Annotated in this window: 23 protein-coding genes; 15 read left to right on the top strand and 8 right to left on the bottom strand. The window is 69.0% G+C overall.

Annotated elements, in window-relative coordinates; genetic code table 11:
• The first annotated feature begins 1 nt into the window (after position 1).
• From SLNSH_RS13965 to phoU, 9 genes are all read left to right on the top strand, one after another.
• Positions 2-961 carry a hypothetical protein gene (locus tag SLNSH_RS13965; protein WP_106337627.1) on the top strand — a complete coding sequence of 320 codons (960 nt, stop codon included), beginning with the start codon at positions 2-4 and terminating at the stop codon, positions 959-961.
• Positions 962-1,033: 72 nt separating this feature from the next.
• Positions 1,034-1,726: an EF-hand domain-containing protein gene (locus tag SLNSH_RS13960; RefSeq protein WP_106337626.1), complete on the top strand. Its 693-nt coding sequence runs from the start codon at positions 1,034-1,036 to the stop codon at positions 1,724-1,726.
• 293 nt (positions 1,727-2,019) lie between these two features.
• Positions 2,020-2,697, top strand: coding sequence for a ribulose-phosphate 3-epimerase (gene rpe, locus SLNSH_RS13955; RefSeq protein ID WP_106337625.1), 678 nt, complete (start codon positions 2,020-2,022; stop codon positions 2,695-2,697).
• Positions 2,698-2,782: 85 nt separating this feature from the next.
• Entirely contained in the window at positions 2,783-4,090 is a 1,308-nt protein-coding gene (gene purB / locus SLNSH_RS13950; protein ID WP_106337624.1) for an adenylosuccinate lyase, read from the top strand.
• A 245-nt stretch (positions 4,091-4,335) separates the two neighbouring features.
• Positions 4,336-5,397 (top strand): phosphate ABC transporter substrate-binding protein PstS, encoded by a 1,062-nt coding sequence (gene pstS, locus SLNSH_RS13945; RefSeq protein WP_106337623.1) that lies wholly within the window; start codon positions 4,336-4,338, stop codon positions 5,395-5,397.
• Positions 5,398-5,603: 206 nt separating this feature from the next.
• Positions 5,604-6,536 (top strand): phosphate ABC transporter permease subunit PstC, encoded by a 933-nt coding sequence (pstC, locus tag SLNSH_RS13940; protein ID WP_106337622.1) that lies wholly within the window; start codon positions 5,604-5,606, stop codon positions 6,534-6,536.
• 3 nt (positions 6,537-6,539) lie between these two features.
• Entirely contained in the window at positions 6,540-7,385 is an 846-nt protein-coding gene (gene pstA / locus SLNSH_RS13935) for a phosphate ABC transporter permease PstA (RefSeq protein WP_106337621.1), read from the top strand.
• Entirely contained in the window at positions 7,385-8,152 is a 768-nt protein-coding gene (gene pstB, locus SLNSH_RS13930) for a phosphate ABC transporter ATP-binding protein PstB (protein WP_106337620.1), read from the top strand. The genes pstA and pstB overlap by 1 nt, the downstream gene beginning before the upstream one ends.
• 114 nt (positions 8,153-8,266) lie before the next feature.
• Positions 8,267-8,977: a phosphate signaling complex protein PhoU gene (gene phoU, locus SLNSH_RS13925; RefSeq protein WP_106337619.1), complete on the top strand. Its 711-nt coding sequence runs from the start codon at positions 8,267-8,269 to the stop codon at positions 8,975-8,977.
• Positions 8,978-8,983: 6 nt separating this feature from the next.
• On the opposite strand, the gene SLNSH_RS13920 is transcribed toward phoU, so the two are convergent.
• Entirely contained in the window at positions 8,984-9,319 is a 336-nt protein-coding gene (locus tag SLNSH_RS13920) for a hypothetical protein (RefSeq protein WP_106337618.1), read from the bottom strand.
• A gap of 160 nt (positions 9,320-9,479) precedes the next feature.
• On the opposite strand from SLNSH_RS13920, the gene SLNSH_RS13915 reads away from it, so the two are divergent.
• Positions 9,480-10,055, top strand: coding sequence for a hypothetical protein (locus SLNSH_RS13915; RefSeq protein ID WP_146140265.1), 576 nt, complete (start codon positions 9,480-9,482; stop codon positions 10,053-10,055).
• Positions 10,056-10,058: 3 nt separating this feature from the next.
• On the opposite strand, the gene SLNSH_RS13910 is transcribed toward SLNSH_RS13915, so the two are convergent.
• Together SLNSH_RS13910 and SLNSH_RS13905 are read right to left on the bottom strand one after the other, a co-directional pair.
• Positions 10,059-11,420 carry a sensor histidine kinase gene (locus SLNSH_RS13910; RefSeq protein WP_106337616.1) on the bottom strand — a complete coding sequence of 454 codons (1,362 nt, stop codon included), beginning with the start codon at positions 11,418-11,420 and terminating at the stop codon, positions 10,059-10,061.
• Complete coding sequence (locus tag SLNSH_RS13905) at positions 11,407-12,084, bottom strand: response regulator transcription factor (protein ID WP_106337615.1); 678 nt, start codon at positions 12,082-12,084, stop codon at positions 11,407-11,409. Before SLNSH_RS13905 ends, SLNSH_RS13910 begins: the two co-directional genes overlap by 14 nt.
• A 254-nt stretch (positions 12,085-12,338) precedes the next feature.
• Here SLNSH_RS13905 and SLNSH_RS13900 point away from each other — a divergent pair, with 254 nt between their 5' ends.
• A complete protein-coding gene (locus SLNSH_RS13900; protein ID WP_146140264.1) occupies positions 12,339-12,827 on the top strand; it encodes a hypothetical protein in 489 nt (162 codons plus the stop codon).
• Here the strand turns inward: SLNSH_RS13900 and SLNSH_RS13895 are convergent.
• The 5 genes from SLNSH_RS13895 to SLNSH_RS13875 form a co-directional block, all read right to left on the bottom strand.
• Positions 12,776-13,198 carry a hypothetical protein gene (locus SLNSH_RS13895; RefSeq protein WP_106337613.1) on the bottom strand — a complete coding sequence of 141 codons (423 nt, stop codon included), beginning with the start codon at positions 13,196-13,198 and terminating at the stop codon, positions 12,776-12,778. The two genes, SLNSH_RS13900 and SLNSH_RS13895, sit on opposite strands and share 52 nt — an antisense overlap.
• A 136-nt stretch (positions 13,199-13,334) precedes the next feature.
• A complete protein-coding gene (locus SLNSH_RS13890) occupies positions 13,335-13,769 on the bottom strand; it encodes a hypothetical protein (protein WP_106337612.1) in 435 nt (144 codons plus the stop codon).
• A 139-nt stretch (positions 13,770-13,908) separates the two neighbouring features.
• Positions 13,909-14,526 carry a 30S ribosomal protein S4 gene (rpsD, locus tag SLNSH_RS13885; protein WP_106337611.1) on the bottom strand — a complete coding sequence of 206 codons (618 nt, stop codon included), beginning with the start codon at positions 14,524-14,526 and terminating at the stop codon, positions 13,909-13,911.
• Positions 14,527-14,850: 324 nt separating this feature from the next.
• A complete protein-coding gene (gene murI, locus SLNSH_RS13880; protein ID WP_106337610.1) occupies positions 14,851-15,723 on the bottom strand; it encodes a glutamate racemase in 873 nt (290 codons plus the stop codon).
• An 811-nt stretch (positions 15,724-16,534) separates the two neighbouring features.
• Positions 16,535-17,377: an RNA methyltransferase gene (locus tag SLNSH_RS13875; protein WP_106337609.1), complete on the bottom strand. Its 843-nt coding sequence runs from the start codon at positions 17,375-17,377 to the stop codon at positions 16,535-16,537.
• Positions 17,378-17,517: 140 nt separating this feature from the next.
• Here SLNSH_RS13875 and folP point away from each other — a divergent pair, with 140 nt between their 5' ends.
• From folP to SLNSH_RS13855, 4 genes are all read left to right on the top strand, one after another.
• On the top strand, positions 17,518-18,339 hold the full coding sequence (folP, locus tag SLNSH_RS13870) for a dihydropteroate synthase (protein ID WP_106337608.1): 822 nt from the start codon (positions 17,518-17,520) through the stop codon (positions 18,337-18,339).
• Between the two features lie 150 nt (positions 18,340-18,489).
• Positions 18,490-18,855, top strand: coding sequence for a dihydroneopterin aldolase (folB, locus tag SLNSH_RS13865; RefSeq protein ID WP_106337607.1), 366 nt, complete (start codon positions 18,490-18,492; stop codon positions 18,853-18,855).
• A complete protein-coding gene (gene folK, locus SLNSH_RS13860; protein WP_106337606.1) occupies positions 18,848-19,333 on the top strand; it encodes a 2-amino-4-hydroxy-6-hydroxymethyldihydropteridine diphosphokinase in 486 nt (161 codons plus the stop codon). The genes folB and folK overlap by 8 nt, the downstream gene beginning before the upstream one ends.
• Positions 19,334-19,590: 257 nt before the next feature.
• Entirely contained in the window at positions 19,591-20,805 is a 1,215-nt protein-coding gene (locus SLNSH_RS13855) for an NADP-dependent isocitrate dehydrogenase (protein WP_106337605.1), read from the top strand.
• Positions 20,806-20,899: the final 94 nt, after the last annotated feature.

The following is a 20,899-nucleotide window of genomic DNA, read 5'->3' as shown; positions in this document are numbered from 1 at the left end:
CATGTCCCCCGCCCTCGCCGCCTTGTCCCGCGCCCTGGCCTTCATGGGCCGCTACGGCACGATCGGCTTCGCCGCTTCGATCTTCATCGGGCTGGCGCTGCCCGGCCTCGCCGCCACCATGCGTCCCATCCTGCCCATCTCGATCTTCGCCTTCGTAACGCTGACCTTCGCTCGCGCCGATCTGGCCGGCGTTCGGAAGGCCCTGGCCCAGCCGGGCCGCCTGGGGCTGTCCTGGCTGTGGATCACGGCGGCCATGCCGCTGATGGTGCTGCTGGGCCTTGCGCTTGTGGGACGCTCCTCCGTCGAGCCCGGGCTGCTGCTGGGCCTGGCGCTGGTGGCGGCCTCGCCGCCCCTGATGGGCTTCGCCGCCTACACGGCGCTGCTCGGCATGGACAACAGCGTCCCCGTGGCCCTTCTGGTGCTCACCATGGTGGTGACGCCGCTGGTCTCGCCGACTCTGGCGAGCGTCGTCGCGGGCGCGGTCGTGCCGATCGATCCGGTGCTGATCAGCCTTCGGCTGTCGTGGATGCTCGGCGGCGCCTTCCTGGGGGCCTTCGTCCTGCGGCGTCTGCTCGGGCCCGCGCGGATCGCCGCCCTGAAGCACGAGTTCGACGGGATCTTCGTGATCCTCTACCTCGTCTTCGCCATCGCGGCGATGGACGGCGTGATCGGCGCGGCAGTGGCGGCGCCCGGGAAGGTCGCGCTCTATCTCGCGGTGGCCACGGCGAGTTGCGTGGTCGGGTTGGCCGCCGCCATGGCGGTGCTGCGCCCCCTCGGGAAGCCGGAGGCCTTCGTGCTCGGGCTCGGCACCGGCATGCGCAACACGGGCCTGCTGATCGTCGCCATGGGGGCGGCCTGCCCGCCTGACACGTTCCTATTCTTCTCGCTCCTGCAGTTCCCGATCTACTGCGCGCCGCTCGCCGTGGCGCCCCTCGCCCGGCTGGTGCGCCGGCCGGCGTGATCTGGCGCCGCCTTTGCGTGGTTGTCGCCCGACAGGCCGCTCCAGCCGGGGCGGCGACCACGAGGCGAAGCCATGGCGCTACCGATTCTCGCCGCTTCCGCGGCCGCATCCGGGCTCACAAGCCTGCTGGACGCGTTCAAACCCCACAAGAAGCATCATTCCGGCTCGCAAAGCGGCGCGACGTCGGGCGCCGATTCGACCGGGCAGAATGTGCCGACCGGCAATTCCGGCCAGGCCGGTTTCGACCCGGCGGCGCTCCTGGCCAAGATGGATTCGGACAAGAGCGGCGGCGTCTCGAAGGGGGAGTTCGGCAGCTTCCTCCAGTCCCTCGACCAGCAGAACGGCGGCCTGCTCGCCGTCCAGGCCCAGGCCTCCGGGACCTCGACCGACCAGGTCGCCTCCACGCTCTTCAGCAAGCTCGACTCCAACGGCGACGGCTCGCTCTCGTCCGACGAGTTGTCCGCCCTCGGCAAGGGCCACGGCAATCACCGCCACGCCCGGGCGGGCGACGCCGACGCGGCCTCGCAGGCCCAGGCCGGCTCCGGCAAATCGCTGACCGACCAGCTCATGGCGAGCTTCGACGGCAACGGCGACGGCTCCATCAGCAAGGACGAGATCACGGCCGCCCTGGACGCCACCCGCAACGGCGACAGCCGCGGCTCGTCCCTGGTCCGCTCCCACCAGCCCAACCTGGAAGCCCTCGCCGCCCGCGCCATCCAGGCCTACAGCCGCACCCTGAGCGCGAGCTCGTCCACGGCGGCGTAACGAACTGAACCGGCGCACGGGTGACTCCCGACGAGATCGGCTCTCGTTCAGCCGTCATCCCCGGCGCGCCGAAGGCGCGGGAAGGGGATCCAGGCGCAGCGCGCGCCGGATTCCCCGGTCCGCGCCGCTCGAAGCCTTGCGCCAAGTCTCCCCGATCCCCTTCGCCTCAGCGGCTTCGCAGCTCCGGCCGGGGATGACGGAGGAGATCGGCCCACAGCATCAGGGCAGAAGGGTTCCAGACGCCAGAACGCACGCCCATTGCCACCCGCCGCGCGCGATGCTACGCGCGGCCCATGACCAAGCCGCTCCTGATCGCTCCCTCGATCCTCGCCTCCGATTTCTCCAGGCTCGGCGAGGAGGTCCGCGACGTGGCCGCCGCCGGCGCCGACTGGATCCACCTGGACGTGATGGACGGACACTTCGTGCCCAACATCACCTTCGGCCCGGACGTGATCCGCTCGCTCCGGCGCTACTCGGACAAGGTGTTCGACGCGCACCTCATGATCGCGCCGGCCGACCCCTACATCGAGGCCTTCTGCAAGGCCGGCTGCGACATCGTCACGGTCCACGCCGAGGCTGGCCCGCACCTGCACCGCTCGCTGCAGGCCATCCGCAACCACGGCAAGAAGGCGGGCGTCTCGATCAACCCGGCCACGCCCGAGAGCGTGCTGGAATACGTGCTGCCGCACCTCGACCTGATTCTGCTGATGACGGTGAACCCCGGCTTCGGCGGCCAGGCCTTCATCCCCGAGGTCGTCGAGAAGGTCCGGCGGGTGGCGAAGATGGTCGGCGACCGCCCGATCCACATCGAGATCGACGGCGGGATCACCCCGGACACTGCGCCCCTCGTGGTCGAGGCCGGCGCGGACGTGCTGGTGGCCGGCTCCGCCGTGTTCAAGGGCGGCTCGCCGGAAGCGTACGCGGCCAATATCGCGGCGATCCGCGCGGCGGGAGAGAAGGCGCGGGGCTGAGCCTCCGGGCCCGCTTCGGGTCCGCCCGCATTGCCCGCGCCCCCTCCCCGTGTTACGCGCGCGGCGACACGGAAAGGACCCGCCCATGATCCCGCGCTACAGCCGCCCCGAGATGGTGGCCATCTGGTCGCCCGAGACCCGCTTCCGCATCTGGTTCGAGATCGAGGCGCACGCCTGCGACGCGCTGGCCGAGCTCGGCGTGATCCCGAAGGAGGCGGCGAAGACCATTTGGGAGAAGGGCGGCGCCGCCCAATTCGACGTGGAGCGCATCGACGCCATCGAGCGCGAGGTGAAGCACGACGTCATCGCCTTCCTCACCCACCTCGGCGAGTTCGTCGGCCCTGACGCGCGCTTCATCCACCAGGGCATGACCTCCTCCGACGTGCTCGACACCTGCCTCGCCGTGCAGCTGTCGCGCGCCGCGGACCTGCTGATCGCGGACGTGGACGCCCTCCTGGCCGCGCTGAAGCGGCGGGCCTTCGAGCACAAGATGACGCCGACCATCGGCCGCTCGCACGGCATCCACGCCGAGCCGGTGACCTTCGGCCTCAAGATGGCCGAGGCCTACGCCGAGTTCAGCCGCTGCCGCGAGCGCCTCGTGGCGGCCCGCCGGGAGATCGCCACCTGCGCCATCTCGGGCGCGGTCGGCACGTTCGCCAACATCGACCCGCGCGTGGAGGAGCATGTCGCGGAGGCCATGGGCCTCGCCGTGGAGCCCGTCTCCACGCAGGTGATCCCCCGCGACCGCCACGCCATGTTCTTCGCCACGCTCGGCGTCGTCGCCTCCTCCATCGAGCGCCTCGCCGTGGAGATCCGCCACCTGCAGCGCTCCGAGGTCTACGAGGCGGAGGAATACTTCTCCGAGGGCCAGAAGGGCTCCTCGGCCATGCCGCACAAGCGCAACCCGGTGCTCACCGAGAACCTCACCGGCCTCGCCCGCATGGTGCGCGCCTACGCGCTGCCCGCCATGGAGAACGTGGCCCTCTGGCACGAGCGCGACATCTCGCACTCCTCCGTGGAGCGCATGATCGGGCCGGACGCCACCGTGACCCTCGACTTCGCGCTGGCCCGCCTCACCGGCGTGATCGACAAGCTGCTGGTGTATCCTGAGAACATGCGGAAGAACCTCGACCGCCTCGGGGGCCTGGTCCACTCCCAGCGCGTGCTGCTCGCGCTGACCCAGAAGGGCGTCTCCCGCGAGGACGCGTACCGGCTGGTGCAGCGCAACGCCATGCCCGTCTGGCGCGGCGAGGGCGACTTCCTCACCCTCCTGAAGGCCGACCCGGACGTCTCCAAGGCCCTCACGGCCCAGGAGCTCGAGGAGAAGTTCGACCTCGGCTACCACCTGAAGCACGTCGACACGATCTTCCGCCGCGTCTTCGGCGAGGCGTAAGCCTCGTCGTCCTTGCGAGGAGCGAAGCGACGAAGCAATCCAGGATCGGCCCGACAGCGCTGGATTGCTTCGCTTCGCTCGTCATGACGGAGAGGACGTCACCCTCCGAAACGTTCCCGCGCCCACTGTCATCCGCCTGTCATGCAAGCGTCATAGCTCAGGGCCGTCGCCGGCCCCGGGCTGCGCGACGGAGGCGCGGCGGCGCAGGACGCGTCGCCCCTCCCAGGCATGACAGGAGCGTCGCCATGACTTTCGCGACCAGGACCAGGACCCTCTTCGCCGCCGCCGGCCTCGCCTTCGTGGCCGCGGCCGCCCCGGCGCTGGCCGCCGACATCACCGGCGCGGGCGCCACCTTCCCCTACCCCGTCTACGCCAAGTGGGCCGACGCCTACAAAAAGGAGACCGGCGTCGGCCTGAACTACCAGGCCATCGGCTCCGGCGGCGGCATCAAGCAGATCCAGGCCAAGACCGTCACCTTCGGCGCCAGCGACGCCCCCCTCAAGGGCGCGGACCTGGAGAAGAACGGGCTCGTGCAGTTCCCCATGGTCATGGGCGGCATCGTGCCGGTCGTGAACCTCGAGGGCGTCGCCCCCGGCCAGCTGGTGCTGGACGGCGCGACCCTCGCCAGGATCTACCTCGGCGAGATCAAGACCTGGAACGACCCGGCCATCGCCAAGCTGAACCCGGACGTCAAGCTGCCGGCCTCCAACATCCTCGTCGTCCGCCGCGCCGACGGCTCGGGCACGACCTTCAATTTCACCGACTACCTCGCCAAGGTCAGCGCCGACTGGAAGTCCAAGGTGGGCGTCGCCACCGCGGTGGAGTGGCCGGTGGGCGTGGGCGCCAAGGGCAATGACGGCGTCGCCAACAACGTGATGCAGTCCAAGGGCGCCATCGGCTACGTCGAATACGCCTACGCCAAGCAGAACAAGCTCTCGCACGCCCGGATGATCAACGCCGACGGCAAGACGGTCGCCCCCGAGACGAAGACCTTCTCGGCCGCCGCCGCCAACGCCGACTGGTCGAGCCAGCCCGGCTACGGCGTGATCCTGTCCAACCAGAAGGGCGCCGACAGCTGGCCCATGACGGCCGCCACCTTCATCCTGATCCACAAGCAGCCCCAGGACCCGGCCGCCGCCGCTGACGCCCTGAAGTTCTTCGACTGGGCCTACAAGAAGGGCGACAAGCTGGCCGAGGAGCTTGACTACATCCCGATGCCGCAGAACGTCGTCGGCATGGTCGAGAAGACCTGGGCGGACAACATCAAGGACTCCGGCGGCAAGCCCGTCTTCGCCGCCGGGCACTGACGAAGGCTTCGCGCCTCGTGGCTAAGGCTGCAAAGGCGCGAACCTCTTAGGTTCGAGCGCCGTCATCCCCGGCGGCGCGAAGCGCCGGGAAGGGGATCCAGGGCAAGGAACGCTCCTCCTGGATCCCCCTTCCCCTCCGCGGCTTCGCCGCTCCGGCCGGGGATGACCGCTGAGCACATTTCTTTGCCGCCCCATGAGGCGTACCGATGGTCGATTTCGCCATGCAGGCCAACCCCGCGCAGAGCCAGGCGGCTGACAGCCGCGCCCGGGCGCTCGCGCGCTTCAAGCTGTCGGACGCGGTGTTCGGCTGGGTCACGCGCCTCAGCGCCCTGACGGTTCTCCTTATCCTGAGCGGCGTCATCCTGTCGCTCTTCATCGGCGCCATGCCGACAATCCAGGCCTATGGCCTGGGCTTCCTGACGTCGCAGTCGTGGAACCCGCCGCTGGAGAAGTTCGGCGCCGCGCCGTCCATCTACGGCACGCTGGTCACCTCCGTGATCGCGATGCTCATCGCCGTCCCGGTCGGCGTCGGCGTCGCCATCTTCCTCACGGAGCTCTGCCCGCCGGCCCTGCGCCGCCCGGTCGGCATCGCCATCGAGCTCCTCGCCGGCATCCCTTCCATCATCTACGGCATGTGGGGCTTCTTCGTCCTGAACCCCTTCCTGCAGGGCGTTCTGGGCTCCGGGCTCTCGCTGTTCACCGCGGGCGTGGTGCTCGCCATCATGGTGCTGCCCTTCATCTCGTCGATCACGCGCGACGTCTTCGAGACCGTCCCGCCCATGCTGAAGGAATCGGCCTACGGCCTGGGCTGCACCCGCTGGGAGGTGATCCGCAGCGTGGTCATCCCCTACACGCGCGTCGGGATCATCGGCGGCGTCATGCTCGCCCTCGGCCGCGCCCTCGGCGAGACCATGGCGGTGACCTTCGTGGTCGGCAACGCCAACCGCATCTCGCCCAACTGGCTGGACCCGGGCACGACCATCTCCGCCACCATCGCCAACCAGTTCGGAGAGGCCGAGCCCGGCCTCTACACCTCGTCGCTCATGACGCTGGGCCTGCTGCTCTTCCTCGTGACCTTCGTGGTGCTGGCCGGCGCCCGCCTCATGCTGATGCGGCTCGAGCGCCGCGCGGGAGCCTGACCCATGAAGGACGTCTCCAAGTACCGCGTCCGCGCCCGCTCCAGCTCCATCTGGATGGCGCTCTCCGTCGCCGCCACCGCGCTCGGCCTCGGCATGCTGGCGCTGATCCTCGGCTCGCTCTTCTGGAACGGCTTCACCAGCCTCTCCCCGCGCGTTTTCACCGAGATGACGCCCCCGCCCGGCAGCGCCGGCGGCCTGCTGAACGCCATCGTGGGTTCCCTGATGATGACCGCGCTCGGCGTCCTGGTCGGCGCGCCGCTCGGCATCATGGCCGGAACATGGCTCGCCGAGTACAGCGCCGGCTCCCGGCTCGCGAGCGTGGTGCGCTTCATCAACGACATCCTGCTCAGCGCGCCCTCCATCGTGATTGGGCTCTTCATCTACACGGTCGCGGTCGCCCCGATCGGGCGCTTCTCGGGTATCGCCGGCGCCCTGGCGCTCGCCGTCATCGTCATCCCGGTCACTCTGCGCACCACGGAGGACATGCTCCGCCTCGTGCCGACCGCCCTTCGCGAGGCGGCCTACGCCCTCGGCATGCCGCGGTCGTTGGTGATCCGGAAGGTGATCTACTCCGCCGCGAAGTCCGGCATCGTCACCGGCGTGCTGTTGGCGGTCGCCCGCATCAGCGGCGAGACCGCGCCGCTGCTCTTCACGGCGCTGAACAACCAGTTCTTCTCGTGGGACATGACCCGGCCCGTGGCCAACCTGCCCTACGTGATCTTCCAGTTCGCCTCCAGCCCCTACAAGGACGCCCAGAGCCTCGCCTGGGCCGGGGCCATCATCATCACCATGACCGTGCTTGCGCTGAGCGTGACCGCCCGCAGCCTGTCCGGATCGAGGAATTCCTGATGTCCGCGACGCCCGCCGAAAAGGTCTCCGTGAAGAACCTCCGGTTCTTCTACGGCCAGAACCTCGCCCTCAAGGGCATCAATCTCCCGCTTTATGACAGGAAGGTCACCGCATTCATCGGCCCGTCGGGCTGCGGCAAGTCCACCCTGCTGCGCGTGCTGAACCGCATGTACGACCTCTACCCGAAGCAGCGGGCGGAGGGCGAGGTGCTGCTCGACGGCGAGAACATCCTGGGCCCGGAGCAGGACCTCAATCTCCTGCGCGCCCGCATCGGAATGGTGTTCCAGAAGCCAACGCCCTTCCCCATGTCCATCTACGAGAACATCGCCTTCGGCATCCGGCTCTACGAGAACCTGCCCAGGAGCGAGATGGACGACCGGGTGGAAGCCGCCCTGCGCGGCGCGGCGCTGTGGGACGAAGTGAAGAACAAGCTCGGCGCCTCGGGCCTCAGCCTCTCGGGCGGCCAACAGCAGCGCCTCTGCATCGCCCGCTCCGTGGCGGTGAAGCCTGACGTCATCCTCTTCGACGAGCCCTGCTCGGCGCTCGACCCCATCTCGACGGCCAAGATCGAGGAGTTGATCGACGAGCTGAAGGCGCACTACACCATCGCCATCGTCACCCACAACATGCAGCAGGCGGCGCGCGTGTCGGACTACACCGCCTTCATGTATCTGGGCGAGCTGATCGAATTCGACGAGACGGACCGCATCTTCACCGCCCCGAAACAGAGGGCGACCCAGGACTACATCACCGGCCGCTTTGGCTGAACCACGCCGTCATCCCCGGCGGCGCGAAGCGCCGGGAAGGGGATCCAGGGGCAAACGCACACAGCCCGGCGGGTTCTCACAAGCTTCGGCCGGGAAGACACTACGAGGACCACCATGGCCAACCACACCGTCGCCGCCTTCGATCTCGAACTGAAGGAATTGCAGCGCACGATCGCCGCCATGGGCGGCATCGCCGAGACCATGCAGTCGGACGCCATCGACGCCCTGGCGAAGCAGGACGTGCGCCTGGCCCAGAAGATCATCGCGGCCGACCCGGAGCTCGACCGCCTGCAGCGCGACGTGGAGGAAAAGGCCATCCTCACCATCGCGCGCCGCCAGCCCATGGCCGTGGACCTGCGGGATGTGATCGCGACCATCCGCATCGCCAACGACCTAGAGCGCGTCGGCGACCTGGTGAAGAACATCGCCAAGCGCATCCTGGCCATGGACGGGCAGTTCCCGCCCCCCACCCTGCTGGCCAGCATCGGTCGCATGAGCCTGATGGCGCTCAACCAGTTCAAGAGCGTGATCGACGCCTACACCCAGCGCGACCCCCAGGCGGCCCTGGCCGTGTGGCAGCGGGACGGCGACATCGACAACCTCTACACGTCCCTGTTCCGGGAGCTCCTCACCTACATGATGGAGGACCCGCGCAACATCAGCTTCTGCACGCACCTGCTCTTCGCAGCCAAGAACGTCGAGCGGATCGGCGACCACGCCACAAATATCGCCGAGACGGTGTACTACCTCGTCACCGGCGAAAGCCTCGCCGTCGATCGCCCGCGCGGCGACGAGAACGAGCTGTCGGCCCAGGCGGGGGAGTGAGACTTGCTACCGTGTGAAGGCGTAGCTTAGGCCCGACGCGCCGTCATAGACTTCGGCCGATCCTCCCCCGACCGCCACCTCGAAGCGTTGCCCCGTGAGGTGGTCGAAGCCCACGAACTCGCCGCGGCCGGCCACCTGGATCTCGATAAGCACGTCGGGACCTTCGAACCATCCGGACGGGCGTCCCGGCGTCAGCATGCGGGCGCACGGCGCCAGGTTCGCCGGGCGAAGCTCTAGCGACACGTAGACGAGCTGATCCAGGGAAAAGACGCGAAGCACGGGCGTCTTCAGCGCGAGGCTCAGCGCCGCCGCGGCCGCGGCGGCCCGCGTCGGCTCGTTCACGAGACCCTCCCGCCGGCCAAGAAGCAGGAGGCGCTGCCTCGCACCAGGGTTTTTAGTCTCCGAATCGGCAAGTGAGTCAGGACAAGACGCGCGTACGCGCCTGTCCTCAGAAAGACTGCAATCATTTCACACCTGAAAGTATCGTTATCGAGACTGTTGGTTGAAAGCGGCTACGGGCAGAGCAAAATCTGACAAATTCACCAGATGTTATGGATTTGAATTGACAACAGTCAATGTGATTGAAGCTTGTCCGGCGATGTCTGACCACCGCTCCAAACCCACTCACCAGGTTTTCGCCCCGCGTCGCTTGCGCGCGCTGAAGCCAGGTTCAGACGAGGCCGCGCTGGCGCGGGCTCAAAACCGCTTCGATGATCTCCAGGAAAATTTCCACGGCTGGATCATGGATGAGTTGGCCAAGCTCCTGCAGGCTTTGGACACCTTCGTCGACCGGCCAGAGCAGGGCACGCTGGCCGCGCTGCGTCGCGCCGCCCGAGACTTCGAGGCCAACGCCATCCAGTTGGGGTATCCGATCGCGAGCCGCATCGCCGCAAGCCTCGCGCGCTTGCTGGACGGAGGCTTCTCGGGTCCGGGAGCGGGCGGGCTGGCGCAAGGTCACGGCCAGGCGATAGCGTCCATCATCCGCTCCGGTCCGAACGAGAGCCAGAACGCCACGGCTCTCGCTTTGGCGGAGGCGCTGGAGTTGGCCGTCGGCCAAAGGGCGGCTCGGCCGGCGTGAGCGTCAGAAGCGCAGCATCACCCGCAGCCCCGGCCGGTTGTCCTCCAGCGTCACCCGGATGCCATGCAGTTCGGCGACTGCCGCCACAAGGCTGAGTCCAAGCCCGCTTCCGGGCGTGGTGCGATTGCGCTCGAGGCGGTAGAACCGCCTGAACACCTTGTCCCGTTCATCCGCCGGAATGCCGGGGCCGTCGTCGAAGATGACGCCCACAGGCCTGCCGTCCGCCCCGGGTGACAACTCCACCCCGATCGTCGAGCCCGGGGGAGCGTGCCGCATGGCGTTCTCCACGAGGTTGGCCAGCATCTGCGTCGTGAGCTCGCGGTCTCCCGCATAGGACAGGCGCGGCGCGATCCGGGTCACCAGCCGCTGCGAGCGGTCCTCGGCCACGGGGCCGTAGGCGTCGCCGATTGTTTCGAACACCGCGGACAGGTCGAAGGTGCGGAAGCCGGCCCGGCGCGATCCCGTCTCGATCTGCGCGATCCGCAGCAGGGCCTGGAAGGTGCCCAGGATGTTGTCGATGTCGGCCAGCGCCGCTTCCACCTCGTCCTGGTGCGCGGGGTCCTTCACCATGCGGTTGAGCCGCTCGAGCCGGCGGCGCAGGTGGGCCAGGGGCGTCCGCAGGTCGTGCGCCACGTCGTTGGAGACCTGCCGCATGCTCTCCATCAGGTCCTGAATGCGGTCCAGCATGACGTTGAGGTTGCCGGACAGCTGGTCGAGCTCGTCGTCGGATCCCTGGAGCGGAATGCGCTCCGACAGCCGTCCGCTGACGATGGTCCGGGCCGTCCGGTTGATCGCCTCGATCCGGCGCAGAAAACCCGCGCCGAGCAGCAGGCCGCCGGCGAGCGCCAGCACCACGGTCACCGCCAGGGAGCCCAGGAACGCGCGCAGCACCAGGGTGTCGAGGTCCTGCAGGTCCGTGAGGACGCGCCCAATCGCCAGGTATTCGCCCGTCGGCAGGACGGCGCCCCGAAACAGGGCGAGCTCCTGCGGCTCGCCGCTCGCCTCGCGCCGGTGCAGGGGCGCCACCTTGCGTTCGTAGAGCCCCTCCAGCGCCGGGCCGGGCTGGGTGTTTCCGGCGATCCGGCTGCCGTCCGCGCCCTGCAGGAGGTAGTAGCTCGACCGCGATTCTGCAGCGTTGCCGCGGGCGTCCACCTCCTGGCGCAACCTGTCGAGGCCCGCGCGCCTGTGCTCCTCGGCCAGCGCCGCCATCTCGGTCGCCAGCGAGGATCGCATCTGCTCGGCGCCGAAGGCCTGCACGCGCCAATAGGTGAACGCGAACAGCGCGATCGTCGAGACGCTGAAGATCGCCGCATAGAGCAGCGCGAGCCGGAACGCCGCGGTTCGCGTGAACCTAGGCAGGGTCACGAAGCAGGTATCCGGCTCCTCGCACCGTCTGGATCAGCATGCCCGGGAAATCCCGGTCCACCTTGCTGCGCAGGCGGCTGATATGGGTCTCGACGATGTTCGTCTGGGGGTCGAAGTGGAACTCCCACACGTTCTCCAGCAGCATCGTGCGCGTCACCACCTGCCCGGCGTGCCGCATCAGGAACTCCAGCAGCTGGAACTCCCGCGGCTGCAGGTCGATGCGCTGCCCCGCGCGGGTAACGGTGCGCTTCACGAGGTCGAGCTCCAGGTCGCCCACCTTCAGCAGCGTTTCGGCCGCGCCCAGCTTGGCGCGGCGCCCGAGCGCGTTGACCCGCGCGATCAGCTCCGCCGGGGCGAAGGGCTTGACCAGGTAGTCGTCCCCGCCCGCCTCCAGGCCCTCCACGCGGTCGTCGATGCCGGCGAGCGTGGTCAGGAACAGCACGGGCGTCCGCACATCGTCCTTGCGCAGGGTCCGCACCAGCGACAGCCCGTCCAGCGAGGGCAGCATGCGGTCCACGATCAGGGCGTCGTAGGGCTCGGCGAAGGCGGCCGCGAGGCCCTGCTTTCCGTCTGTCACCACCTCGACCGAATGGCCGAGCTCGCGCAGGCGCGAAGCGACGTCTTCCGCCATTTCAACATCGTCTTCGATCACAAGTAGCTTCATCGGCGCCACTCCCGGAACCCTTGCGCGTTGTCTAGCACGAAGCTGGCGCCTCGTTCAGCCGGCTTGTGCGAAGGCGCACCGAACCGCACCGCGGTCGGCGCCATTTGGTCCCCGCGGGCGGATGTGGTCGCCACGACACGGCCGCAGACGCATAGCGGGGGACAAACCGCCGGAGCACAACCTTGACTATGCAGTTTCAGGGGGAATCGGTCCACAGGATGGCGCACGCAATCCGCGCCGGAAGGACAACGATGATGAAGACCCTCGCCTCCACCGCGGCCGCGATGCTGGCCATGGGATCGGCGAGCCTCGCGGCCTGGCAGCCCGCCCGGGGCTCGGACGACGTCAAGCTTGACCTCATCGCCGCGTTGCAGGGCCGCTGCACGGCCCTGACGATCGCCGGCAAGCCCGGCGCCTGCAACCCCAAGGGCGGCGTCCTCGTGACTCGGCTCAAGAACAACCGCACGCTGGTGATGATCGGCATGGCCGACGGCAAGTCGGCCCTCACCTTCGTGGGCGAAGGCCCGAAGGGCGATGCGGAGCCCCTGGCCAACCTGCGCGTGTCGCGCGTGTATGTCGGCTCGGATCCCAACGCGCCCCACATCGAGGCCAAGGGCTCCTGCAAGCTGGCGGGCGAGGCCGGCGGCAAGCGCACCCTGGACTGCCAGGCGACGGACGCCGCGGGCGCGCGCTACAGCCTGGAGTTCGAGGGCGCCGGCGCGCCGGAGGTCCAGCGGTTCTGAGCTTCGGGGAGCAACGGCGTGAGCGCGGCGCGCTCCTGCGCCCTGAGCTCCTCGAAATGCTTGCGCGTGAGCTCCAGCCCCGCCTCGGTGTGACGCGGGCACTCCAGCGCGACCATGCGCTCGTAGAGCGCCAGGATGCGCCTGCGGCGCAATTCCACGTCGATGTGCGCCGCCCCGAACCGGGCGATCCCCCGCATCGCCTTGCCGGCGTCGCCGGGCGCCGCAGCCAGGCCCTGGCTGCGCAGGTCGCCCATCCTGGCCAGGTATTCGAGCGTTTCCCGCCGGATGGCCCCGCCATGGGACACGCAATCCTCCGCCCGCGCGACGCCTGTCCCTGCGACGAGGAGAGATGCGACAACCAACCACTTCATGACGCCGGCTCCGTTCTGGATACGCCGTGTCATACCGCGCCGCCCGTTGCGGAAACGCCTTCGAAGCCGGTCGCATTCGACAAACGTTTCGCGGGCGCAGCGCCTGCCGTGTAATCTTCGGTGGCGAGCGGTCGTCCTACTTGATGACGTTCGCCACCCCGGACAGGACGCGCCGGGTGCCTGTGAGGGTCTCCTCCTCGCCGGCCGTGGCGCGCGCGAAGGTCTCCTGCGTCTGCTCCAGGCTGGCCTGCTCGAACTGCCAGCACTCCTGGCTCACGGCCGTGCGATACAGCGCCAGGATCCGCTCCCGCTCGGCCCGGGCCGCCGACGTCAGCGAGGCGAAGCGCCCCACGGCCCGGATGACGGCCTCCTCGCCGCGGGGCAGGTAGGCGAGCGCGCGCCGGGCGTCCTGCATGTCGGTCATGATGCGCTGGTACTTCAGCGTCATCCCGCGCAGGTCGGCGGTGAGCTCGGGGCACGCGGTTTCGGCCCGCGCCGACATGGCGCCGAAGGGAATCGCCAGCGTGGCGATCAGCGCGGCAAGGGCGAGCCTGGGGGAACGGGGGGGCATGATCCAGCTCCGAAATACAATCTAAGCTTGCATAACCAGAGGCCTTGAAACCCCCGTTTGCACATCCCCTCAAATTGCGCGCATCAAAACAAAAAGGGCCGCCAAGCGGCGGCCCTTCCTGATCCGGATGGATCGGAGATCAGCGCGAGTAGAACTCGATGACCAGGTTCGGCTCCATCTGCACCGCGTACGGAACCTCGGCGAGGCCCGGGATGCGGGAGAGCTTGGCGGTCATCTTGGAGTGGTCGACCTCGATGTAGTCCGGCACGTCGCGCTCGGCGAGCTGGCTGGCTTCCAGCACGATCGCGAGCTGCTTCGAAGCTTCCTTCACCTCGATCACGTCGCCGACCTTGACCTGGTAGCTGGCGATGTTGACGCGGCGACCGTTCACGCGCACATGGCCGTGGTTGACGAACTGGCGAGCCGCGAACGGGGTGGCGACGAACTTGGAGCGGAACACCACCGCGTCGAGGCGGCGCTCGAGCAGGCCGATCAGGTTCTCGCCGGAGTCGCCCTTCAGGCGAAGCGCCTCCTCGTAGTACTTGCGGAACTGCTTCTCGGAGATGTTGCCGTAGTAGCCCTTCAGCTTCTGCTTGGCGCGCAGCTGCGTGCCGAAGTCGGAGAGCTTGCCCTTGCGGCGCTGGCCGTGCTGGCCGGGGCCGTACTCGCGGCGGTTCACGGGGCTCTTCGGACGGCCCCAGATGTTCTGGCCGAGGCGGCGGTCGATCTTGTACTTGGCCTGAACGCGCTTCGTCATCGCGGTTCCTCTTGGTGTTGGTGTTGGATGAGGAACGCGCCCTCCTCTGCCTCGCCTTGCGGCTCGGCCGACAGGCCCCTTGCGAGCGTTCGCGCAGGACCACGGGTGCGTCAAAAGCAACGCGGGCCAAACCCGGCCCGCGTCACGGGGGTGCTGATACAGAAAGCTGCTGGCCGAGTCAAACCCGCCTCGTCCTTGCGAGGAGCGAAGCGACGAAGCAATCCAGGGGGCTTGGCGCCGCTCTGGATTGCTTCGCTCCGCTCGCAATGACGGATTTCAGGCGTGCCTGCGCGCCTCCAGCTTTACCGTGGCTGGCCCGAAGCCTCACGCCACCCCGGCCAGCGGCATCGGCTCCACCTCGACGCGCGGCAGCCCGAACGCCTCGAGCGCCTGCCGCAGCGCGGCGGTCACGCCGTGTCCGCCGGTCAGAACCATGGTGGCGTCGTCCTCGCTCTCGTGGGCGAGCAGCGGGGCGCCGATGAGCTGCACGACGCGCCGCGCGATGGCGGGCGCCGGGTCGATCCAGGTGACCGGCCATGGCGCCAGGCGCTCCAGGCGATCCCGGACCAGCGGATAATGGGTGCAGCCCAGCACGACCACGTCGGTGCGCGGATCGCCTTCCGGGAAGCACGGCGCCAGCTCCGCCGCGAGCGCCGCGTCAGGCACGTCCTCGCCCTTCAGGACGGCCTCGCACAGCGCCGCAAGCGCGACAGACCCCACCAGCGTCACCCGGCAGGTCCCGGCGAACTCGTCGATCAGCGCCTGGGTGTAGTCCCGCTTCACCGTGCCGGGCGTGGCCAGCACGGCGATGTGCCGCGTCCGCGATCGCTCCGCTGCGGGCTTGATGGCCGGCACGGTCCCGACGAACGGGATCGGGAACCGGGCCCGCAGCGCCGGCAGGACCAGGGTGGACGCCGTGTTGCAGGCGATCACGACCAGGTCCGGCTGGTGGGTCGCCAGAAGGCGCTCGATCACGGCGACCACGCGCGCCACCAGCGTCGCCTCGTCCAGCCGGCCATACGGAAAGCCCGCGTCATCCGCCGCGTAGACGAACCGCGCGTCAGGACGCGCCTTCAGCACTTCCCGGAAAACCGTGAGTCCGCCGAGGCCAGAATCGAAGATGAGGATGGTGGGCGCGCGCGGCGGGGACATGGCGACGCCGTGATACTGAATTCCCGCCCAAAGATCGACCCGCATGGCGCCCACGCTCGTTGGTGAAGCCAGTACAACCGGCGCGCGTTAACGGGCGGTAACGAGACCCTCCAGCGTGCCCCTCTCCGTCATGGCCGGGCTGGTCCCGGCCATCCGCGCCCGGCCGCTCCGCGTGGATCCCCGGGACAAGCCCGGGGATGACGGGCGAAAGCCTCCGGGCGCCCCAAAATGTCCGGCGCCGATTCTCTCCGTCATGGCCGGGCTTGTCCCGGCCATCCACGCCCGGCCGTCCCGCGTGGATCCCCGGCACAAGCCCGGGGATGACGGGCGAAAGCCTCCGGGCGCCCCAAAATGTCCGGCGCCGATTCTCTCCGTCATGGCCGGGCTTGTCCCGGCCATCCACGCCCGGCCGTCCCGCGTGGATCCCCGGGACAAGCCCGGGGATGACGGGCGAAAGCCTCCCGGCGCCCCAAAATGTCCGGCGCCGAATCTCTCCGTCATGGCCGGGCTGGTCCCGGCCGTCCGCGCCCGGCCGCTCCGCGTGGATCCCCGGGACAAGCCCGGGGATGACGGGCGAAAGCCTTTCAGACGCCAGCCTGCCACCTCTCCACCGTCATCCCCGGCGGCCTGCGCAGCAGGCCGGGAAGGGGATCCAGGGGGCTGATCCAAAAATTCGGCCGTGAACCGGGTCACCCCGACGCGAGCGTTTGAAGGTAGCAGCGGGGGAGCACGCCGCGCGCCGCCCTGGATCCCCTTCACCCTCCGCGCCTTCGGCGCTCCGGCCGGGGATGACGGCTGAGAGCGGAATGCCGAAGCATGAACTTTCCCGGGGTCCGGGACCTGCGTCCGCGCCGCCCTATTCCCCCCGCGCCTCGGGTGTGCCCGGCTTCGTCCCCTTCGGCGTCTGCTTCGGGCCGCGGCGCTTTTTCGTCTGCGGCTCGCGCGGGCCTTCCACCAGGCGCACTACCATGCCGCGGAGCGTCCGGACGTCCTGCTCGGAGAGCTGCATGCGGTGGAAGATGTTGCGCAGGTTGCGGCTCATCACCGGCCGCTTGTGGGCGGGGCGGAAGAAGCCGCGCTCCTCGAGCTGGTCCTCCAGGTACTCGAAGAAGCTGAGCAGCATGTCGCGCGAGGCCGGACCCCACTTCTCCTTGCGCTCGAACGGCAGCGGCGCCTCCGCGCCCGCCATCCAGGCGTAGCCCGCCAGCAGCACGGCCTGGGCCAGGTTGAGAGACGCGTAGCCCGGGTTCACCGGATAAGTGAGGATCGCGTCCGCGAGCGCGATGTCGTCGTTCTCGAGACCGGTGCGCTCCCGCCCAAAGATGATTCCGACCTTTTGCCCGTCCGCCACGCGCCCGCGCAGGACCGGCCCGGCCTGCGCCGGTCCCACCACCTCCTTGCCCTGCCCGCGCTCGCGGGCCGTGGTGGCGTAGGTGAAATGGAGGTCGGCGACGGCCTCCTGCAGGGACCCGAACACCTGCGCCTGGTCCAGCAGGAACTCCGCCCCCGCGGCCGCCGCGCGGGTCTTCTGGTTCAGCCAGCGCTCGCGCGGCCGGACGATGCGCATCTCGGACAGGCCGAAATTCGCCATGGCGCGGGCCGCCATGCCGATGTTCTCGCCGAGCTGCGGCTCCACCAGGATGATGGCGGGCCCGCCCGAGAGGGCTTGGCGGGTGTGGTCGGTTCCGGCTCCGGGCATGTCGGGGTCTCGTCAGCGGCAGGCGAGGCAAGCCTTTACAGGATGAGGACGCCCTCAGGGGAGCCCGTTTTGCGCGTCCTTCTCGACAGGAACGCCGATTGAGCCGATAAGCAGCCGCCCGAACGCCACTTGGGACAGCCATGCCGACCCCCGCCGCCCCGGCCCGACGCCCCGGCCGCACCCTCATCATGGGCATCGTCAACGTCACGCCGGACTCCTTCTCGGACGGCGGCGACTTCTTCGATCCCGCCGTCGCGATCCGCCACGCCCAGCAGCTGGCGGCCGAGGGCGCCGACATCGTCGACCTCGGGGGCGAATCCACCCGCCCCGGCCACCAGCCCGTCGGCCCGGAGGAGGAGCAGCGCCGCGTGCTGCCCGTGATCGAGGCGCTGGCCCCGTCCCTGCCCGTCCCGATCTCCATCGACAGCTACCGGGCAGACACGGCCCGCAAGGCTCTCGCCGCGGGCGCCCGGATCATCAACGACGTCTGGGGCCTGCAGCGCGACCCCGAGATGGCCCGCGTGGCCGCGGACCACGACTGTGACGTGGTGGCCATGCACAACCGCGAGTCGATCGACGCCTCCCTGGACATCATCGACGAGTTCCGCCGCTTCTTCGATCGCACGATCGCCCTCGCCCAGGCGGCCGGCCTGCGCGAGGACCGTCTGGTGCTGGATCCCGGCATCGGCTTCGGCAAAAGCTGGGAGCAGAACATGGACGCCCTGCGCCGGGTCGCGGAGCTGAAGGCCTTCGGCTTCCGCGTGCTCGTCGGCGCCTCGCGCAAATCGTTCCTGCGCCGCGTCCTCGGTGAGGACATCGCCCCCAAGGACCGCCTCTTCGGCACCCTCGCCGCCCACGCCGCCGCCGTGGCGGGCGGCGCGGACATCATCCGCGCCCACGACGTGAAGGCCCACGTGGACGCCATCCGCACCCTGGACGCGCTCTGGCGCGCGTCGGCGTGAAACAGACCGCGCCATGTCTCTCCACCGTCATTGCGAGCGCAGCGAAGCAATCCAGGGTTGGCCGCTAGGCTCCCTGGATGGCTTCGTCGCTCCGCTCCTCGCAAGGACGAAAAAGGCCAACAGCCCGGACCGCTCTCGAGGAACCGACCGATGACCGACCGCATCACCCTGTCCCGCCTCGCGGTTTACGCCCGCCACGGCGTGCTGCCCGAGGAGGAGCGGCTGGGGCAGCGCTTCTTCATCACGCTCGTGTGCGAGCTCGACCTGCGTGCGGCCGGCGAAGCGGACGACTACAGCCTGGCGGTCTGCTACGGCGCCTTGGCGGACCTCGTGGTCGGCATCGCCACCCAGCGCCGCTTCCGCATCATCGAGGGCCTGGCGGAGGCCATCGCCGCCGAGGTGCTGGCCGCCCAACCCCGCGTCCAGGCTGTGACCGTGAAGGTCGAGAAGCCCGAGGCGCCCGTGCAGCACATCCTCGACACCGTGTCGGTCGAGATCGAGCGCCGCCGTGGCTAGGGCCTGGCTCAGCCTCGGCGCCAATATCGGGCCGGACGCCGCCGCTAAGCGCGCCGCGGTCGCGGAGGCGCTGGGGCGCCTGGAGGCGCGCGGCGCCCGGTTGGTCGCCCGCTCGTCGGACTATCGCACCCCGCCCTGGGGCCCGGTGGCGCAGGACTGGTTCGTGAACGCGTGCGCGGAGGTTGAGACCGATCTCGCCCCCGCCGACCTGCTCGCCCTGGCCCTCGCGGTGGAGCGCGACATGGGCCGCATCCGCGCCGAGCGCTGGGGGCCGAGGCTCATCGACGTGGACGTGCTGGCCTACGAGGGCGTGCGGCAGGACGGCCCGGACCTCACCCTGCCCCACCCGCGCATGCTGGAGCGGGCCTTCGTGCTGGTCCCCCTGGCCGAGATCGCACCGGACCTGACCGTGGATGGCGTGCGCGTGGCGGAGGCCCTGGCCAGCCTCGACCGAACCGGCATCGAGCGCCTACCTTAAACAATCGAGAACAAGTCGAGGCCGCTCGCCGCGACTTCCCCCTCCCCCTGTGGGGAGGGAGGCAGGGCCAGCCTGAACCGGCCTTTTCCCCCAGGCTCACAGGCGCACGGCCCAGTTGCAAACAGCGCCCATTCCCCACCAAAGGCGCGCTTTGCCGCCCCGGGTCGCGGTGCTATGAGGTGCGCCGACCCGGCCGGCCCCTGCGGGCGGGCCGCCGTTTTCCGCGCACGCCCTAGGTTGAGGAAAGGCTTTCCACGATGGCGAAGATCAAGGTGGCGAACCCGGTCGTCGAACTCGACGGCGACGAGATGACCCGGATCATCTGGCAGTACATCAAGGACAAGCTGATCCACCCCTACCTGGACATCGACCTCCAGTATTACGATCTCTCGGTCGAGAACCGCGACGCCACCAACGACCAGGTGACGGTCGACGCCGCGAACGCCATCAAGAAGGTCGGCGTGGGCGTGAAGTGCGCCACCATCACGCCGGACGAGGCGCGCGTGAAGGAGTTCAACCTCAAGGAGATGTGGAAGTCGCCCAACGGCACCATCCGCAACATCCTGGGCGGCGTGATCTTCCGCGAGCCGATCATCTGCAAGAACGTGCCGCGCCTGGTGCCGGGCTGGACCCAGCCGATCGTCGTCGGCCGCCACGCCTTCGGCGACCAGTACCGCGCCACCGATTTCAAGGTCCCCGGCAAGGGCCGCCTCACGATCAAGTTCGAGGGCGACGACGGCCAGGTGATCGAGAAGGAGGTCTTCAAGTTCCCGGGCGCCGGCGTCGCGCTGTCGATGTACAACCTCGACGACTCGATCCGCGACTTCGCCCGCGCCTCGCTGAACTACGGCCTGATGCGCAAGTATCCGGTCTACCTCTCCACGAAGAACACGATCCTCAAGGCCTATGACGGCCGCTTCAAGGACATCTTCGAGGAGATCTATCAGAACGAGTTCAAGGCGAAGTTCGACGCGCTCGGCCTCACCTACGAGCACCGCCTGATCGACGACATGGTGGCCTCGGCCCTCAAGTGGTCCGGCGGCTATGTCTGGGCCTGCAAGAACTACGACGGCGACGTGCAGTCCGACATCGTGGCCCAGGGCTTCGGCTCGCTCGGCCTGATGACCTCCGTGCTGATGACGCCGGACGGACAGACCGTGGAGGCCGAGGCCGCCCACGGCACCGTGACCCGCCACTACCGCGAGCACCAGAAGGGCAAGGAGACCTCGACCAACTCGATCGCCTCCATTTTCGCCTGGACCCGCGGCCTGGCGCACCGCGCCAAGCTCGACGACAACGCCGAGCTGGCCCGCTTCGCCAGCACGCTCGAGAAGGTCTGCGTCGACACCGTCGAGGCCGGCTTCATGACCAAGGACCTCGCCCTGCTGGTCGGCGCCGACCAGAAGTGGCTATCCACCACGGGCTTCCTGGACAAGATCGACGAGAACCTCCAGAAGGCCATGGCCGCCTGACCCTCAGGTCCAGGCCGAATCCGAAGGGAGCGCGGCGACGCGCTCCCTTTTTTCTGGGCGAAGCTCCATCATCGCGAGCGGATCGTCCGGGGCA

Source organism: Alsobacter soli (assembly GCF_003004785.1).
Lineage (GTDB): Bacteria > Pseudomonadota > Alphaproteobacteria > Rhizobiales > Beijerinckiaceae > Alsobacter > Alsobacter soli.
Note: the sequence above shows the minus strand (reverse complement) of the source record. Positions and strands in the feature narration are given on the sequence as shown.

What these genes read in the sequence shown, in the direction of transcription:
- SLNSH_RS13965 (WP_106337627.1), top strand. Translation starts at nt 2, where the DNA reads ATGTCCCCCGCCCTCGCCGCCTTGTCCCGCGCCCTGGCCTTCATGGGC.
- SLNSH_RS13960 (WP_106337626.1), top strand. Translation starts at nt 1,034, where the DNA reads ATGGCGCTACCGATTCTCGCCGCTTCCGCGGCCGCATCCGGGCTCACA.
- rpe (WP_106337625.1), top strand. Translation starts at nt 2,020, where the DNA reads ATGACCAAGCCGCTCCTGATCGCTCCCTCGATCCTCGCCTCCGATTTC.
- purB (WP_106337624.1), top strand. Translation starts at nt 2,783, where the DNA reads ATGATCCCGCGCTACAGCCGCCCCGAGATGGTGGCCATCTGGTCGCCC.
- pstS (WP_106337623.1), top strand. Translation starts at nt 4,336, where the DNA reads ATGACTTTCGCGACCAGGACCAGGACCCTCTTCGCCGCCGCCGGCCTC.
- pstC (WP_106337622.1), top strand. Translation starts at nt 5,604, where the DNA reads ATGGTCGATTTCGCCATGCAGGCCAACCCCGCGCAGAGCCAGGCGGCT.
- pstA (WP_106337621.1), top strand. Translation starts at nt 6,540, where the DNA reads ATGAAGGACGTCTCCAAGTACCGCGTCCGCGCCCGCTCCAGCTCCATC.
- pstB (WP_106337620.1), top strand. Translation starts at nt 7,385, where the DNA reads ATGTCCGCGACGCCCGCCGAAAAGGTCTCCGTGAAGAACCTCCGGTTC.
- phoU (WP_106337619.1), top strand. Translation starts at nt 8,267, where the DNA reads ATGGCCAACCACACCGTCGCCGCCTTCGATCTCGAACTGAAGGAATTG.
- SLNSH_RS13905 (WP_106337615.1), bottom strand. Translation starts at nt 12,084, where the DNA reads ATGAAGCTACTTGTGATCGAAGACGATGTTGAAATGGCGGAAGACGTC.
- SLNSH_RS13900 (WP_146140264.1), top strand. Translation starts at nt 12,339, where the DNA reads ATGAAGACCCTCGCCTCCACCGCGGCCGCGATGCTGGCCATGGGATCG.
- SLNSH_RS13895 (WP_106337613.1), bottom strand. Translation starts at nt 13,198, where the DNA reads ATGAAGTGGTTGGTTGTCGCATCTCTCCTCGTCGCAGGGACAGGCGTC.
- SLNSH_RS13890 (WP_106337612.1), bottom strand. Translation starts at nt 13,769, where the DNA reads ATGCCCCCCCGTTCCCCCAGGCTCGCCCTTGCCGCGCTGATCGCCACG.
- rpsD (WP_106337611.1), bottom strand. Translation starts at nt 14,526, where the DNA reads ATGACGAAGCGCGTTCAGGCCAAGTACAAGATCGACCGCCGCCTCGGC.
- murI (WP_106337610.1), bottom strand. Translation starts at nt 15,723, where the DNA reads ATGCGGGTCGATCTTTGGGCGGGAATTCAGTATCACGGCGTCGCCATG.
- SLNSH_RS13875 (WP_106337609.1), bottom strand. Translation starts at nt 17,377, where the DNA reads ATGCCCGGAGCCGGAACCGACCACACCCGCCAAGCCCTCTCGGGCGGG.
- folP (WP_106337608.1), top strand. Translation starts at nt 17,518, where the DNA reads ATGCCGACCCCCGCCGCCCCGGCCCGACGCCCCGGCCGCACCCTCATC.
- folB (WP_106337607.1), top strand. Translation starts at nt 18,490, where the DNA reads ATGACCGACCGCATCACCCTGTCCCGCCTCGCGGTTTACGCCCGCCAC.
- SLNSH_RS13855 (WP_106337605.1), top strand. Translation starts at nt 19,591, where the DNA reads ATGGCGAAGATCAAGGTGGCGAACCCGGTCGTCGAACTCGACGGCGAC.